Below are 16788 nucleotides of genomic sequence, written 5' to 3'. Positions count from 1 at the left end.
ATATAATTTGATATAAAATTAATATATATATTTAACTAAATGGAAGGAGGTTTTTTAAATGAATTTTGATAGTTTTTTGTACAATACAAGACCTTTTTTAAATTATTTGTTTGACTTTTATAGCAACTTGGATGATATGAAGCTTAGTACAGTTATAAATGATTCCGGAAATGCTGACAATGTATCATTGATTGTGGTAGACATGGTAAATGGTTTTTGCAAAAGTGGTGCACTATCAAGTCCCAGAATTGGAGGCATAATAGAACCTATAAAGAATTTGATAAATGCGTCTTACAGAATGGGCATAAAAAATATACTGTTTATAAATGATGCCCATATTAAAGATGCAGCGGAATTTGCCGATTATCCACAGCACTGTGTAAAAGGAACTGATGAAAGCTCTATCGTTGAAGAACTTTTAGAGATAATAAAAGGACAGCCACAGATATATGAGAAAAATTCACTAAATGTGTTTTTTGGTGGAGAATTTGACGATGGGAACTCGTTTTTAAAAAAGATAATCAGCATGCTTAAAGAAGGAAAGTCTACTTTTATCATCGTTGGAAATTGCACCGATTTATGTGTATATCAGACAGCAATTTCTATAAAGATGGTTGCAAATGCCAACAATTTAAGTGTTAATGTCATTGTGCCAGAAAATTGTGTTGAGACTTATGATATAAGTGTAAAAACTGCTGAGAGGCTTAAAATTATTCCACACGATGGTGATTTGACACATGTGATGTTTTTATATCATATGAAGCTTAATGGTATAAACATTGTTAAAGAATTGTTGGAAGAATAATACAAATCAATATAGTAATGGTTATGTTAAGAGCTCTTTTAAACGTCTAAAGAGCTCTTTTTGTTAATAAATATTTATGAGATATTTATATTTTATTTATATGTTGTAATGCTTTTGTAATATTGATAATATATAATGGATTAAAGAAAAAAGGTTATTTATGAGATATATTGAAAAATTTTGTAATATTTTGAATTTTATTCAAAAATATAACATTATAACATTTGATATACATATTATTTATGCTAAGATAAGGGAATCAGACTATAGGAGGGGATCTCGATGCCAAGGCCTTTAAACAGCAATGTGAGATATATGGCAGGGCTTGATGGCCTTCGTGCAATAGCCGTGCTTGCTGTCATAGGGTACCATCTCAATTTAAGCTTTATGCAGGGGGGATTTTTGGGTGTCAGCATATTTTTTGTTTTGTCTGGGTATTTGATAACAAATATAATTTCTGCTGAATGGGAAAGAAGCGGCAAAGTAGATTTAAAAAATTTTTGGCTGCGAAGAATGCTCCGATTATTTCCTGCACTTTTTATAATGGTAGTTTTGGTGGTTTGCTATGTTACATTATTTGATCCTGGAAGGCTAGCATCTATAAAAGGTGATGCAATAACAAGCATATTGTATATTAACAACTGGTGGCTGATTTTTCACAAAGTTTCCTATTTTGCAAAATTTGGTCCTCCATCTACGTTTGGGAATTTATGGTCATTAGCTGTGGAAGGTCAGTTCTACCTTATATGGCCTCTTGTTTTGATTATTTTATTTAAATATTTGAAGAAAAAAAGATATATTGTGTTTTTGACTTTACTGCTATCTGTAGCATCTGCTTTGGCTATGGGAATGCTGTATGAGCCTGGTATGGATCCCAGCCGTGTTTATTATGGGACTGACACACGTGCTTTTGGGCTGCTTTTAGGATCGGCTTTAGCATTGATTTTACCAAGTGATAAGCTTTCAAACAATATTTCAAGAAATAAGAGGTTGATTTTGGATGTAATTGGATTTTTATCAATATTAGTAATTTTCATAATGTTTGTCTATGTTAATCAATATGATACTTTTGTATACAGAGGTGGAATGTTTTTATTATCTATAGTAGCTGCGGTTACAATAGCGATATCAGCACATCAAGAGAGTTTATTAGGTAAGGCATTGGGATGTTTTCCCTTAAGATGGCTTGGTGCAAGGTCTTATGGTGTATATCTTTGGTATTTTCCTGTACTCATTTTGACTACTCCAGCAGTTGATACAGAAGGTATAAATCCAATACGGGCAGTACTTCAGATATTTTTGATTATACTTATATCTGCCTTGTCATGGAGATATATAGAAGATCCTATTAGGCATGGTGCACTTAAAAGAATGATTCAGGATATAAAATCTTTAAGGCTTAGAAAAGGGAAAATATTCCTTCAATTTAAAACATCCGTGTTAGTTATAGTATCTACAGTTTTAGTGTCTATATTTATAGCAGGAATGAGCGGGATAATGCCTGCTAATGCGTCAGTATCTTTAAACTCCAGTGGAGGTGGAAATGGCAAAAATGTTTCACCATCTTATGTAGAAAATAGCGATGTTACAAGTGATGGTATTGTACAAGAAGACAGTTCTAATATACCAGATAATAGGAGGGATATAAAATATTATCCATATAAAGGTGGAAAGGCGGACTCAAGTGTAGAGTCAAATGATAGTGGTCAAACTGATGTTAAGATTCAGGACGGGAAAGGGATAACGATTATTGGTGATTCTATATTGATCGATACGAAGCCTTATTTGGAAGAAATGCTGCCCGGAATTACAATAGATGGTAAAGTGGGACGCCAGATGTATCAGGCGAAAGATGTCGTAAAATCTCTTAAGGCAAAGGGAAAAATCAGCGATACTCTGATAGTTGAGTTAGGTACAAATGGACCTTTTACAGAAGATCAACTGCTGTCCCTTTTAAAAGCTGCAGAACCTGTAAAACATATAATATTAGTGAATGTGCGTGTTCCTCGACCATGGGAAAGCGTGGTAAATAAAACATTAAATAAAGTATCTTCTGAATATCCGCATACAACATTGATTGATTGGTATAAAGCAAGTTATGGCCATGATTCATTCTTTTCACCAGATGCAGTACATCTGGAGCCTTCTGGAGCAAAATACTTTGCTTCACTTATAGCAAAGACGATAAAAGACAACAATACAGATAGCAATTAAATAATGAATAAATAAAGGCTGCACTTTTTGCAGCCTTTTTAGCTTTTTAAGACTTTTCGTACTTCATCCAATTTTACTGAATTTTTGTATTTCATATAAATATAGAATGGTATTCCGCACATAAGCATTATGAATCCGTACATGACTGTCTCGGCTCCAGATCCGTATATTGTCCATATTGCGTAAATGAAGCCTAAAAGCGGCACAAATGAATTTTTGATGAAGCTTAGTACATTTACCTTCTTATCTCTTTTTATGAGAAGCATGATTTCAGATGCTGCCGTAAAAGCGTAAACAGGCAAGAAAGAAAGCGTAGCCAGCAATATTATGAACGTAAAGGCTGAGACTAAAGACTTTGTATAGTTCATCAACAACAGCAGATTAACCAGTACAGAACCTATAATCAACGAAACATGAGGTGTTTTGTATTTTGGATGTACTTTAGCAAAGATTTCAGGAAACAATCCATCTTTTCCTGCCGCATACGCAACACGGGCTGTTGATAAAAGCCATCCAACCGTCGTGCCAAGAACGCTTATTACAGAGCCAACAATAATTACAGTTGCTATGTTTTTACCTAAAAACTGTTTAAGTATGTCAGCAATTGGAGAAGCACTTTTTGCAAGTTCGTTTTGAGGCATTGCACCCATCGCAGAGAGATTTATAGCTAGATACATTACTACTGCGATTAATATGCCAAAAATCGTGCTTAACTTCACATTTCTTTCAGGGTTTTTGATTTCTTCAGCAGTTATCGACGCAGTTTCAAGTCCTACAAATGCCCATAATGTGGAAGTAGCTGCTGCAGACAGTGTATTTATGCCCTTTCCTGCTGGAAACAAAGGTAAAACATTGCTTGTTTTGAAATGCACTGCAGACACAATTATGAAAAATAAAAAAAGGCATACTTCAAAGACAGTTATGGTTGTTTGTGTCGAGCCAGCTCTTTTTACACCTATTATATTTATTATTGTAAAAATCCACAAAATAGCGCTTGTGTATAAAAAAGCTGCTAGGTGGCTTTGAGATAAAATTGGAAATAGAGCACTTGAGTAGCTTGCAACTGCTATGACTACAGCGGCATTTCCGATCCAAGAACCATTCCAGTAAAGCCATGCATTTATAAAACCTATAAAGTCGCCAAAAGCTAATTTTGAGTACTCATACGGACCACCAGCCTTTGGAATCTTTGAGCCTAGGTTTGCAAATGACAATGCTAAAAGGATTGACCCTATGCCTGTAATGAGCCATGCAAGTATTGTTGCACCGGGACCGGACTTTGATGCTAATGTAGCTGGAAGCATAAATATGCCAGATCCCATCATGTTGCCTGTCACTAATGCTGTCGCAATAAATAAGCCTATGTCTTTTTTGAGCTTTTGTGTTTTCTCCATATATATGATTCCTTTCTATAAATTTTTAAAATAGCATAATTAAATTAGCACAGAGCAGTAAAAAAGTCAATGAATAATTTTGCAGGATATATATAAAAATATGCAGGAATAGAAGATTATCGACATCTCTATTCCTGCACAAATATATTGTCTATTCAATGGAGTTTATGTCATACGGCGTTTTTTGATATACGTAGTAATTTAACCAGTTTGAAAAGAGCAGGTTTGCATGGCTTCTCCACTTTACAATTGGTTCATTGTTGGGGTCATCTCCCGGGAAATAATGTTTTGGTATTTTTATCGGTATGCCTTTTTTTAAGTCTCTTTCGTATTCCGATTTCAGTGTCAATGGATCGTATTCAGAGTGGCCTGTGACAAATATTTGTCTGCCATTTTTTGCGCTTATTATATATAGCCCTGCTTCATTTGATTCAGCAAGTATTTCAAGGTCATCAACTAATTGGATATCTTCCTTTCTTACTTCTGTGTACCTGGAATGGGGAGCATAAAATTCGTCGTCAAAACCTCGCAGTAAATCGACATTTTTTTGGATACTTTATGCAGAAATACGCCGAACATTTTCTCTTTTAAAGGGTATTTAGGAATGCCATAATGGTAATAAAGACCAGCTTGAGCACCCCAGCAAATATGAAATGTAGAGTACACATTGTGTTTACTCCATTCCATTATCTCTTTAAGCTCATGCCAGTAATCAACATCCGAAAAGTCCAAGGTTTCTACCGGTGCTCCTGTTATAATAAGTCCATCAAATTTTTCGTATTTTATATCATCAAATGTTTTGTAAAAAGTTTCCAAATACTCTGGTGCAGTGTTTTTAGGTTTATGAGAGGCAGTATATAGAAATGTTAAATCTATCTGCAAGGGATTATTGCTAAGAAGTCTTAATAGCTGTGTTTCTGTGACGCTTTTTGTAGGCATTAAGTTTAAGATTGCGATTTTTAGTGGCCGTATGTCTTGATGAATCGCTCTTTCTTCGGCCATCACAAATATGTTTTCCTTTGCTAAAATATCAATTGCAGGTAGTCCGTCAGGTATTTTTATTGGCATTTTTGTACCTCCTTAAGCGTAAAATAAAAACGCCTCCTGAGAAGAGGCGTAAATACTCACATCTTCTCATCTCCCAAAGCTAAACGCTTTGCAGGAATTAGCACCATTTTCATAAAAATATGACGGTTGCCGGGTTTCACAGGGCCAGTCCCTCCACCACTCTTGATGAGTTTTGAATTTATAATATTAAATTGTTAAATTAATTATATATTCGTTAATTGTTAATGTCAATAACAAGTTAACTTGCTCTTTATTTTTCCTTCATTTATTCATTTATCTGTGCGGTTATGTATATTTCTATTGTCGTACTTACTACAATGTGTTTTACTTTTAAAGATACTTTTTTATTCTCAATAGATAGAATTCGACCATCGAATATGTTAAAAATTAAATCTGGATTAATTTTTTCGACTTGCTTTCCATAAATATCTTTCAACTTTTCATTAACATATTTTTCAACTTCTATTCTGATTTTACTGTCACTATTAGAAACATAAGGTTTTATATCAGTTACTACTCTATACGATTGATTCTTTAATGATTCATTCAATTTTTCTATTTTTTCATTTAGTGCTGCATTGTTTAATTTATATGCATCTCTTTCAAATGATATTTTTTCGATCACGATGCCATTTACCACATTTACAATTGATCCCCCTATAATTACACCTATTAAAAAGACACTTACGAATGATGTGATTTTATTCATTTGAATTCACCTATTATGCAGGTAATCAATTTAAATCCGGAATAAGAACCTAGAAAAGCACCAGAAAGAATTAATCCTTGTTTTGCTAGCTGTGTAAATTCACCGCTAAAACCAATTTCAAGACCTCTTATTGTAGTAAAAGATCCTCCAAGCCCCACCAGTATAGCCCAAAGTCTTATATCTTTCAGTATGGAATTAATTATTTTTATGGGAGACTCAAATATGAAAAGGGATGAAAGAGAGCCTAAAATAGTACCACCAACGACTACACCAAGGGATGTAAAATATGGTATGAAAAAAATTCTGAATACTTTTATTAACATAAAACCACCTCATATATTTATATGCTTATCAAATTTAAAATATCTGATGTGCAACTTTTATTTGTTAAGCATTGCAATTATAATTTAATATAGAGGTGAAAAAAATGTATGATGTAATTATCATTGGCGGCGGACCTGCAGGATCTACATTAGCTAGAAAATTATCAACTCAAGGATATAGAGCTTTATTGATAGAAAAGCATACTATACCGAGATATAAAGCGTGCGGCGGTGGAATAACGCCAAGGTGCTATAAAATGTTAGATCTTGATATAAGTGATTATGTGGAGGATACCACATATAAGATTGCTTTTAAATTTCCAAACAATAAATCAGTAGTCCTAGAGACTGAAAAACCTATCATATATCAAGTGGATAGAACTAAATTTGATAAATATTTAATAGACAAAGCGAATGAAATGGGATGTGAAATACATGATGGAGAAACGGTTTTTGATTTTTACAACAATGACAAAGAAGTTGTTGTTGTGACAGACAAAGGCGAATATGAAACAAGGATATTAGTAGGTGCGGATGGAATAAACAGTACTGTGGCACATAAAGCAAATTTATTAAACGGCAAAAAAGGTATTGCACTTGAAGCAGAAATATACGTTGATAATAGCGATGTTGAAAGATTAAAGGGAGAAGTTGTGGTAGACTTTAATGCTATAAAATACGGCTACGGCTGGGTATTTCCCAAAAAAGATAGATTGTCTATCGGCGTTGGAACTTTTTTAAGTAAAACATCAAAAATAAAGGAAAATCTTTCTAATATGATTGACGAAATTGTAGTTGGCAATGTAGAAGAATGCAAAATATACGGGCATCAACTGTCATTTCAGAATGGAAGAAATGGGACATTTAACAATGATAAAATAATGCTAATTGGAGATGCCACAAGGCTTGCCGATCCATTTACAGGTGAGGGAATATACAATGCTTTGCTTACTGCAAATATATCATTTGACGTTATAAAAAAGCATTTCAATGGAGAATGCGAACTTGACGAATATACTCTTAGGCTTAATAGAGAAGTTGTGCCTGACATAAGATGGGCATACAGATTAGCGCAATTTACTTACAATAATATGGACTTCATAGAAAAATCAGTAAGATATTTTCCAAATGTGCTATCATACTTTGTAGATATAATGATGGGGGATAATAATTATATGAATTTTAAGATAAAAGTTCCATTGTATGCACTGGGTATAATGAAATCTAAGACGAAAATGAAAGTAGAAAGAGATGTGAACATAAAATAGTTGACATCAAGATGCAGTTAAATTAAACTATGTATAGGTAATACCCCTAATGAGTATATGAAAGGAGAGTTTAAATATGAGTTTATTTGGTCCAAAAGGCGAGACTACAACGATTGATGTAAGGGGAATGTCATGCAATCATTGCAAAATGACTGTAGAGAAAGCCTTAAAAGCACTTGATGGAGTATCAAAAGCGACAGTAGACTTAGATAAAGCCAATGTCACTGTAACATACGATCCCAAAAAAGTTACAATAGATAACATGAAAAAAGCAATTATTGATGCAGGATATGAAGCTTAAAATATTATAATTGTTTTATTTATGTTTAACCGCTAATGCGGTTATTTTTTTATATTTACTGTATAATAAAATTAAAAATATTATTTACAAAACTTATTAATTGATATATAATAAATACATAAAATCCAATCGGAATACTTAAAATTAAAAGGAGAGGATAAAATGTCAAAAATAGCAAAAAATCTTACGGATCTAATAGGTAATACACCGCTGCTGGAGCTGTCTAATTACAACCAAGAAAACAATCTTAAAGCAAGATTAATTGCAAAATTGGAGTACTTTAACCCATTAAGCAGTGTAAAGGACAGAATTGGATATGCTATGATTAAGGACGCAGAGGAAAAAGGATTAATAAATAAAGACACTGTGATAATTGAAGCGACAAGTGGCAATACAGGTATCGCATTGGCTTTTGTTTCTGCAGCGAAGAAGTATAAGTTAATCTTGACTATGCCTGAGACTATGAGCGTTGAAAGAAGAAATTTACTTAAAGCACTAGGAGCAGAAATAGTATTGACACCGGGTCCTGAAGGCATGTCTGGGGCTGTAAAAAAAGCTGAAGAGTTAGCAAAGCAGTATGGAAATGCATTTATACCACAGCAGTTTAAAAATCCTGTTAACCCTGAAATACACAGGAAGACCACTGCTGAAGAGATATGGAGAGATACGGATGGAAATGTAGATATATTTGTCGCAGGCGTTGGTACAGGCGGAACAATAACAGGTGTCGGTGAAGTTTTGAAATCAAAGAAGCCTAATGTAAAGATCGTTGCAGTAGAACCTGCTGATTCGCCAGTGCTATCTGGTGGCAAGCCAGGTCCACACAAGATACAAGGCATAGGTGCAGGATTCGTACCTGAAGTTTTTAATAAAGACATAATTGATGAGGTATATCAAGTAAAAAATAACGAGGCATTTGAGACGTCAAGAGCATTGGCAAAATCTGAAGGATTATTAGTTGGCATATCATCTGGTGCGGCTGCATTTGCAGCAACTCAGATTGCAAAAAGGCCCGAAAACAAAGGCAAGACTATAGTCGTATTGCTTCCTGATACAGGTGAAAGATACCTTTCGACGACATTGTATCAAGATTAAATAAGGTACTTTAACATAGAGAAATAAAATGATATAATATATGTGACAATAAAAAAGAGGATGAAGCTCCCTCGTTTAAATTGCTGAAAAGCTGATGGCTTCTACAAATAATGTAGATAGCTATCGGCTTTTTAATTTTTTAGATAAAGTATTTTTTAAATGTCACTCTAATTATCTTAGGAGGTGTGATAAATGGCGTTTCAAAGTATATTGTTTATAAATGCTGAAGATATTACAAACGTTGATTTATTAAATGAACCAGTATTTTTTAAGGATTTGAATATTGATCAAATAATAGATGCAATAACATTTGGAAGGAGCGAATACAACCTCAAACCGTTTTTCTATAAATCGCCTGTTGACAAAGAAACAATTAAATATCGTCAGCATATAATGAGGGATCTTGAAAATAATAAACTTTTTGAGTGCATAAAATCTTTTTCTGAGAAATTTCAACATATGCGAGAAAATCTGAAACAGATAGATAAACTTTACTACAAATATCAAAAAGAAAGATGGTTTTTAGATGCAGTTTTGATGTATTGTGATGCTGTAGCTTCTCTTGCCAACGATTTAGCACAGATTGATTTAAAGTCTACAGGCTTTATCGTATTTCGAGAATATATTTTAGATTATGTTAAAAGCGATTCTTTTATATCTTTAAACAATGCGACAAAAAAGCTTGAAGAAGATTTGTCATCTATAAAGTACAGTATACTTATAAAGGGAAACAGTATAAAAGTAAGTAAATACGATTCAGAGATAAATTACAGCGACATAGTAGAAGAAACTTTTAAAAAGTTCAAAGAAGGTGAGACGAAAGATTATAGGAAGAAGTTTTCTGAGCATGTAGATATGAATCATGTGGAGGCAAGAATATTAGATTTAGTAGCCCAATTATATAAAGAAATATTTGAGGAGCTTGATGATTACTGTATTAAAAATATCCATTATATAGATGATAAAATCAGCACATTTGAACGGGAAGTCCAGTTTTATATGTCGTATTTGGAATTTATTTCGAAGTTTAAAGATGTAGGATTGAAATTTTGCTATCCCCAAGTTGACAGCGAATCAAAAGAAGTTTTTGATTATGGATGCTTTGATTTGGCTTTGGCTAATAAACTTATTTCTAATAAATCGACAGTTGTCACAAACGATTTTTATCTAAGTGGCAAAGAGAGAATCTTCGTTGTATCTGGACCTAATCAAGGTGGGAAAACGACATTTGCTAGGACATTTGGGCAAGTTCATTATCTTGCCAGCATTGGATGCCCTGTTCCAGGATATAAAGCACAGTTATTTTTATTCGACAATATCTTTACACACTTTGAAAGAGAGGAAAATGTTAATGAACTTCATGGAAATTTAGAAGACGAATTGATTAGAATTTATGATATTCTCTCCAAAGCTACGCCTTACAGTGTTGTTATATTAAATGAAATATTTACGTCTACTACTTTAAAAGATGCCATTTTTCTCAGCAAAAAGATAATGGATAGAATTATAGAGCTGGATTTGCTTTGTGTTTGGGTGACATTTATAGATGAATTATCGACTTATAGCGAAAAGACAGTAAGTGTAGTTAGCACGGTCGTACCGGACAATCCTTCACTTAGAACTTATAAGGTTGTACGAAAGCCTGCTGACGGATTATCTTATGCCATTACGATTGCGGAAAAATACAAACTTACCTATGAACATATTAAGGAGCGTGTAAAAAGATGAAGACATTTTTGCTGGACAAAGATCGCGATTTTGATATGAAGCATGAATTGCCATGGAATGAACAGATACTGATACAGGATTTGGGATTAAATGTGGTTTTTGATGCTATGGCACAAGGTGATGAATTTTTGTATGATGTAGTTTATAAAGTCATTTTGACAAGTTTGAATGATGTAAATGAGATAATTTATCGTCAAAACATTTTAAGAGATTGCCTTAAAAATCCTTCTGTCGTCAGAACCATTTATGGCATTGCGGTTGAAACATTGGAAAATGAGAAGAAAAATTTTTGGAGCATCTTTAGTAGTTTCCCGTCTTCAATTTTGCACAGCTCAATTGAACTTATGTATATGTATGTGGATATGCTTATAAAATTGAGAAAAATTGCGGAAAAAAACATCGATAACTTTGAATCAGAAGGTTTTAAATCATTATTTTCAATGCTTCAAAGAGAATTAAATGATGAATACATTGAAGCCGTAAAAACGCATTTAAAAGAATTAAAATTTGAAAATGGGGTATTGATAACTGCAGAATTGGGAAAAGGCAATAAAGGGATTAATTACATTCTAAGAAAACCTAACGAAATTAAACAGAGTTTAATTGAAAAGATTTTTTCAAAAAAGACTACGGCTTTTACATTTTACATCGCTGATCGTGATGAAAGTGGCATGAAGGCATTATCAGAATTAAAGGACAGAGGAATAAACCTTGCAGCAAATGCTTTAGCACAATCCGCAGATCACATTAACGACTTTTTTAAAATGCTTAGGACAGAATTAGCATTTTATATCGGCTGCATTAATTTATATGAGCAACTTATGAAGATAGGTGAGACTATATGCTTTCCCGTGCCTTTATCAGCGGATGAACGGAAACACTCATTTGTCGGTCTATATGATATTAGTCTGTCTCTGGCAATGAAAAAGAGAGTAGTATCAAACGACTTAAATGGGGATGAGAAGGACCTTTTTGTCATAACAGGTGCTAACCAAGGGGGAAAAACGACGTTTTTAAGAAGTATTGGATTAGCTCAATTAATGATGCAGTCTGGTATGTTTGTAGCTGCAGAAAAATTTTCTGCTAATATTTGTGCTGGATTGTTTACACACTTTAAAAGAGAAGAAGACGATGAGATGAATAGCGGCAAATTAGATGAAGAATTAAGCAGGATGAGTGATATTGTCGATAATGTAAGGAAGAATTCCATGATACTTTTTAATGAATCATTTGCGGCTACAAATGAAAGAGAGGGCTCAGAGATTTCAAGGCAAATAATAAGCGCATTGCTAGAAGTTCGAGTAAAAATATTTTTTGTCACTCATCTTTATGAATTATCTCGCAGCTTGTACGATAAAAAATTGGACAATGCAGTTTTTTTACGAGCCGAAAGAAAGTCCAATGGTGAAAGGTCTTTTAAATTGGTTGAAGGTGAACCGCTTAAGACAAGCTATGGAGAGGATTTGTACAAGAAAATATTTAAAGAATAATAGTATTGTATTTAGAATAGAAAGGTGTCGCCGTGATAAAAAAAATATCATTTGAAAATGGACCATACTTTATTATTTTTGTTTTACAGTGAAAATGATATAATATATTAAGAATATATTGGCAATTATTTAGGTTGGGTGATATTTATGAATTATTTATCAATACTCAAAGAATTTTTCAAAGATAGAGAAGATATTATTATGGCTTTTTTATTTGGCTCTGTTGCAAAAGGAAAGAGCATGAAAGAGTCTGATATAGATATTGCGGTATATTTTAAAAATTATGATGAAAAGTTGGTATTTAAGTTGTGGAACGATTTAGAAGATTTGCTCAAAAAAGATGTCGATCTCGTAGTGCTAAACATTGCAAATGCTACAATCGCATGGGAAGCATTAAGAGGTAAAAAGATAGTAGTAAACGATGAAAATTTTTATTTAAATTATATGCTTAACGTATCTATGGAAGCTGAAGATTTTAGAGAAGTAGTTTTAGACATATATAAAATAAGGCAAGAAAGAAGGAAAATAAATGCTTAATGAATCAGATAAATTAAATATATTGAAAAGAATAGATTTTATACAAATAGAGTTAAATGATTTAGATGAATACAAAAAATTAACATACGAAGTGTACAATACTGACAGAATTACCAGAAGGAATGTGGAAAGAATAATCGAAAATATATCAAATGCTTTAATAGATATTTCAAAAATAATAATTGCAAATGAAAATATCCATATACCTAATTCTTATAGAGAAATTATTTTAAAGCTCGGTGAAATAGAAACAATAGATGAAGAACTTGCAAAATCGATTGCCGAAGTAGCCAGGTTACGTAATGTACTTGCACATCAATATCTTGACATTAAATGGAGTTATGTAAAGACATTTATAACAGATAAAATAAACGATGTCTATAAATTTATCGACGCAGTAAATAAATATGTAGAGATGTGATAAGATGGATAAGAAAACCGTTATCAATATACTAAATGAAATAGGGCTTTTGTTAGAATTAAAGGGTGAAAATCCTTTTAAGTCGAGAGCATATTATAATGCTGCTCGTACAATAGAAGTCCTTGATGACGATATTGAAAAATTAATAAAAGAAGATAGATTAAAAGATGTAAGGGGTATAGGTGATGCGCTTAATAAAAAGCTTACTGAGCTTATTACTACAGGTAGACTTGAATACTATGAAAATCTTAAAGCATCGATACCTGAAGGCCTCATTGAGATGTTAAAAATACCAGGTCTTGGACCTAAAAAGATAAAAACATTGTACGACAAATTGGATATAAAGACGGTTGGTGAGCTGGAATATGCCTGTATTGAAAATAGACTAGTTGAATTACCTGGATTTGGTGAAAAGACACAGAAAAAAATCCTTGAAGGCATACAATTTATAAAACAGTTTAGTGGTAAGCATCTATTTATGGATGCATATTTAGAGGCCACATCATTAAAACAATACCTTATTGACAGTGGATTGACAATAAGATGTGAGATTGCTGGAAGTTTAAGGCGAAGAAAAGAGATAGTGAAAGATATAGATATTCTTGCTACGTGTGATAATCCTGAGAAGCTAATGGACGTATTTACAAAATATGAAGGTGTAAGGGATATTGTTGCTAAGGGAGAAACTAAGACTAGCATAACATTGAAATCTGGCATAAATGTAGACTTAAGGGTTGTTAAAGATGAAGAATATCCATATGCATTGCACCATTTTACAGGCAGCAAAGAGCATAATACAGCTATGAGGCATAGGGCAAAGCAAATGGGAATAAAGATGAATGAATATGGTCTATTTAAAGATGATTTGCTTATTAAATGCCGTGATGAAGAAGAGATATTTTATAATCTCAATTTATCGTATATCCCGCCAGAACTTCGCGAAAATATGGGTGAAATTGAAGCGGCAGAAAAAGGGCTACTTCCAGTATTAATAGATGAAAAAGATATTAAAGGGGTTTTTCATGTACATACGATATACAGCGATGGTGCAAATACACTTTCTGAGATGGTTAATGCGGCAAGAGATCGCGGTTATAAAATTATTGGTATTACAGATCACAGTAAATCTGCATTTTATGCAAATGGACTTAAAGAAGAAGATATTTTAAGGCAATTGGATGAAATTGATGAATTGAATCATAAATATGCTGATATAAAGATATTAAAAGGTATAGAATCTGATATATTAAGAGACGGTTCACTTGATTATGACGAAGATATTTTGAGAAGATTTGACTTTGTCATTGCATCTGTTCATTCCAACTTTAAAATGAGCAAAGACGACATGACAGAGAGAATGATAAAAGCTATAAAAAATAGATACACAAAAATCATTGGACATCTAACAGGGAGACTTCTCCTTGCAAGAGATGGTTATGACCTTGATGTGTATAAAGTCATAGATAGTGCTGCTGAATATGGTAAAATAATTGAAATAAATTCGAGCCCTTATAGACTGGATCTAGATTGGAGATACATAAAATATGCAAAAGAAAAAGGTGTAAAATTTGCAATCTGTCCAGATGCACACAGGATAGAAGGGCTTGATGACATAAAATATGGCATTGGCATTGCGCGTAAAGGTTGGCTTGAAGCGAAAGATGTGATAAATACGTATGATTTTGATGAGTTGAATAAGATTTTGAGATAAATGTCCAAGAATACCTATTGACATTATTGATTTAAAGTGTTAATATAATTAACAATATAAAGAAAATATCGAACCTCTTATCAAGAGTGGTGGAGGGACTGGCCCGATGAAACCCGGCAACCGGCATATATTTTGCGTCTGGTGCCAAATCCTGCAGGGAAACCTGAGAGATGAGAGGAGCGGCGTAAATTTAGCCCTCTTCTACATCGAAGAGGGCTTTTAATATTCTAAAAAAGCGAAAAGAGGTGAATTATAAGAATAACATTTTAATTTCCTTAAACTAAAACTGTGAAGAGGAGAGATTTAGATGAGTGAAGAAAGAAAGTTAAAATTTGACACATTGCAGGTGCATGCGGGGCAAGAACCAGATCCAACTACAGGTGCAGTGGCAGTGCCAATTTATCAAACATCGTCATATATATTTAAAGATACTGAACATGCCGCTTCTTTATTTAGCCTTAAAGAACCAGGTAATATTTATACAAGAATCATGAATCCCACCAATGATGTATTTGAAAAGAGAATAGCAGCCTTAGAAGGTGGTGTTGGTGCTGTTGCAACAGCTTCTGGCTCTGCTGCTATAACATACTCGATTTTAAATATAGCAGGTGCAGGTGATGAAATAGTATCTGCAAGCACATTATATGGTGGAACATACAATCTATTTGCTTTAACATTGCCTAAACTTGGCATTAAAACGACATTTGTAGATCCAGATGATCCTGAAAATTTCAGAAAAGCAATAACAGACAGAACAAAGGCATTATATATAGAGACAATAGGAAATCCTGGAATAAATATACCTGATTTCGAGGCTATAGCAAAAATAACGCATGAGAATAAAATACCGCTAATTGTAGACAATACATTTGCAACACCATATCTTTTCCGTCCGTTTGAATATGGGGCAGATATAGTAGTACATTCAGCGACAAAATTTATAGGAGGCCACGGGACATCAATAGGCGGAGTAATAGTAGATTCAGGAAAATTTGATTGGGCAGGAAGTGGAAGGTTCCCTGAATTTGTAGAGCCAGATCCAAGCTATCATGGAATTAAATATGTTGAATCATTTGGACCGGCCGCATATATTACAAAATTAAGGGTACAGCTTTTAAGAGACACTGGTGCATCTTTAAGCCCCTTCAATGCATTTTTATTTTTACAAGGACTAGAGACTTTGTCATTAAGAGTTCAAAGACATGTAGAAAATGCACAAAAGGTAGCAGAATTCTTAGCAAAGAATCCAAATGTGACGTGGGTAAACTATCCTGGACTTAAAGAAAATAAATACCATGAGCTTGCAAAGAAATACCTACCGAAAGGTGCAGGTTCAATATTGACATTTGGAATAAAAGGTGGAATAAATGCTGGAATCAAATTCATAAACAGCCTTGAATTATTCTCATTGCTTGCTAATGTTGGTGACGCAAAGTCTTTGGTAATTCATCCAGCAAGCACAACACATTCGCAATTAAACGAAGAAGAATTGTCATTAGCAGGTGTAACGCCTGACCAAATCAGATTGTCAATAGGCATAGAAGACATCGACGACATATTGTATGACCTTGACCAAGCACTTAAAAAAGCAGCAGAATAATTATTATAGAGCTCTCTTCACAATAGAAGAGGGCTTTTAATATAGCTAATTAAAAACGGATAGATTTCACAAGATCTTCACATTTCTGAGGTAATATTAGAATATAAAATTGTAAAGGAGAGAT

14 protein-coding genes, 1 pseudogene and 3 riboswitches are annotated in these 16788 nt (G+C 33.4%); of the genes and pseudogenes, 11 read left to right on the top strand and 4 right to left on the bottom strand.

Annotation, left to right across the window (positions count from 1 at the left end):
* Positions 1–58: 58 nt before the first annotated feature.
* On the top strand, positions 59–805 hold the full coding sequence (locus Q2T46_RS04545; RefSeq protein WP_303264087.1) for a cysteine hydrolase family protein: 747 nt from the start codon (positions 59–61) through the stop codon (positions 803–805).
* Between the two features lie 282 nt (positions 806–1087).
* Positions 1088–3019 (top strand): acyltransferase family protein, encoded by a 1932-nt coding sequence (locus Q2T46_RS04540; RefSeq protein ID WP_303264088.1) that lies wholly within the window; start codon positions 1088–1090, stop codon positions 3017–3019.
* 38 nt (positions 3020–3057) lie between these two features.
* Here the strand turns inward: Q2T46_RS04540 and Q2T46_RS04535 are convergent, their stop codons facing one another.
* From Q2T46_RS04535 to Q2T46_RS04520, 4 genes and pseudogenes are all read right to left on the bottom strand, one after another.
* Positions 3058–4413 carry an APC family permease gene (locus Q2T46_RS04535; protein WP_303264089.1) on the bottom strand — a complete coding sequence of 452 codons (1356 nt, stop codon included), beginning with the start codon at positions 4411–4413 and terminating at the stop codon, positions 3058–3060.
* A 151-nt stretch (positions 4414–4564) separates the two neighbouring features.
* A pseudogene (metA, locus tag Q2T46_RS04530) lies at positions 4565–5481 on the bottom strand (homoserine O-succinyltransferase).
* Positions 5482–5544: 63 nt separating this feature from the next.
* Positions 5545–5653: riboswitch (SAM riboswitch) on the bottom strand.
* Positions 5654–5746: 93 nt separating this feature from the next.
* Positions 5747–6190: a hypothetical protein gene (locus Q2T46_RS04525; RefSeq protein WP_303264090.1), complete on the bottom strand. Its 444-nt coding sequence runs from the start codon at positions 6188–6190 to the stop codon at positions 5747–5749.
* Positions 6187–6513: a YtrH family sporulation protein gene (locus Q2T46_RS04520; RefSeq protein ID WP_303264091.1), complete on the bottom strand. Its 327-nt coding sequence runs from the start codon at positions 6511–6513 to the stop codon at positions 6187–6189. The genes Q2T46_RS04525 and Q2T46_RS04520 overlap by 4 nt, the downstream gene beginning before the upstream one ends.
* Before the next feature lie 104 nt (positions 6514–6617).
* Here Q2T46_RS04520 and Q2T46_RS04515 point away from each other — a divergent pair, with 104 nt between their 5' ends.
* The 9 genes from Q2T46_RS04515 to Q2T46_RS04475 all read left to right on the top strand — a co-directional run bounded on the left by Q2T46_RS04515 (position 6618) and on the right by Q2T46_RS04475 (position 16664).
* On the top strand, positions 6618–7781 hold the full coding sequence (locus Q2T46_RS04515; RefSeq protein WP_303264092.1) for a geranylgeranyl reductase family protein: 1164 nt from the start codon (positions 6618–6620) through the stop codon (positions 7779–7781).
* Positions 7782–7857: 76 nt separating this feature from the next.
* Positions 7858–8082, top strand: a complete 225-nt coding sequence (gene copZ, locus Q2T46_RS04510; RefSeq protein WP_303264093.1) for a copper chaperone CopZ — start codon at positions 7858–7860, stop codon at positions 8080–8082.
* Between the two features lie 162 nt (positions 8083–8244).
* Positions 8245–9177 carry a cysteine synthase A gene (gene cysK, locus Q2T46_RS04505; protein ID WP_303264094.1) on the top strand — a complete coding sequence of 311 codons (933 nt, stop codon included), beginning with the start codon at positions 8245–8247 and terminating at the stop codon, positions 9175–9177.
* A 47-nt stretch (positions 9178–9224) separates the two neighbouring features.
* Positions 9225–9288: riboswitch (Fluoride riboswitch) on the top strand.
* Positions 9289–9369: 81 nt separating this feature from the next.
* Positions 9370–10905 (top strand): MutS-related protein, encoded by a 1536-nt coding sequence (locus Q2T46_RS04500; protein WP_303264095.1) that lies wholly within the window; start codon positions 9370–9372, stop codon positions 10903–10905.
* On the top strand, positions 10902–12395 hold the full coding sequence (locus Q2T46_RS04495; RefSeq protein ID WP_303264096.1) for a MutS-related protein: 1494 nt from the start codon (positions 10902–10904) through the stop codon (positions 12393–12395). The genes Q2T46_RS04500 and Q2T46_RS04495 overlap by 4 nt, the downstream gene beginning before the upstream one ends.
* Positions 12396–12542: 147 nt before the next feature.
* Positions 12543–12932 (top strand): type VII toxin-antitoxin system MntA family adenylyltransferase antitoxin, encoded by a 390-nt coding sequence (locus Q2T46_RS04490; RefSeq protein WP_303264097.1) that lies wholly within the window; start codon positions 12543–12545, stop codon positions 12930–12932.
* Positions 12925–13353 carry a type VII toxin-antitoxin system HepT family RNase toxin gene (locus Q2T46_RS04485; protein WP_303264098.1) on the top strand — a complete coding sequence of 143 codons (429 nt, stop codon included), beginning with the start codon at positions 12925–12927 and terminating at the stop codon, positions 13351–13353. The genes Q2T46_RS04490 and Q2T46_RS04485 overlap by 8 nt, the downstream gene beginning before the upstream one ends.
* Positions 13354–13357: 4 nt before the next feature.
* Positions 13358–15064, top strand: coding sequence for a DNA polymerase/3'-5' exonuclease PolX (gene polX, locus Q2T46_RS04480; protein ID WP_303264099.1), 1707 nt, complete (start codon positions 13358–13360; stop codon positions 15062–15064).
* Between the two features lie 74 nt (positions 15065–15138).
* Positions 15139–15241: riboswitch (SAM riboswitch) on the top strand.
* Between the two features lie 130 nt (positions 15242–15371).
* Positions 15372–16664, top strand: a complete 1293-nt coding sequence (locus tag Q2T46_RS04475; RefSeq protein ID WP_303264100.1) for a homocysteine synthase — start codon at positions 15372–15374, stop codon at positions 16662–16664.
* Positions 16665–16788: the final 124 nt, after the last annotated feature.

This window comes from Thermoanaerobacterium sp. CMT5567-10 (assembly GCF_030534315.2).
Lineage (GTDB): Bacteria > Bacillota > Thermoanaerobacteria > Thermoanaerobacterales > Thermoanaerobacteraceae > Thermoanaerobacterium.
Note: the sequence above shows the minus strand (reverse complement) of the source record. Positions and strands in the feature narration are given on the sequence as shown.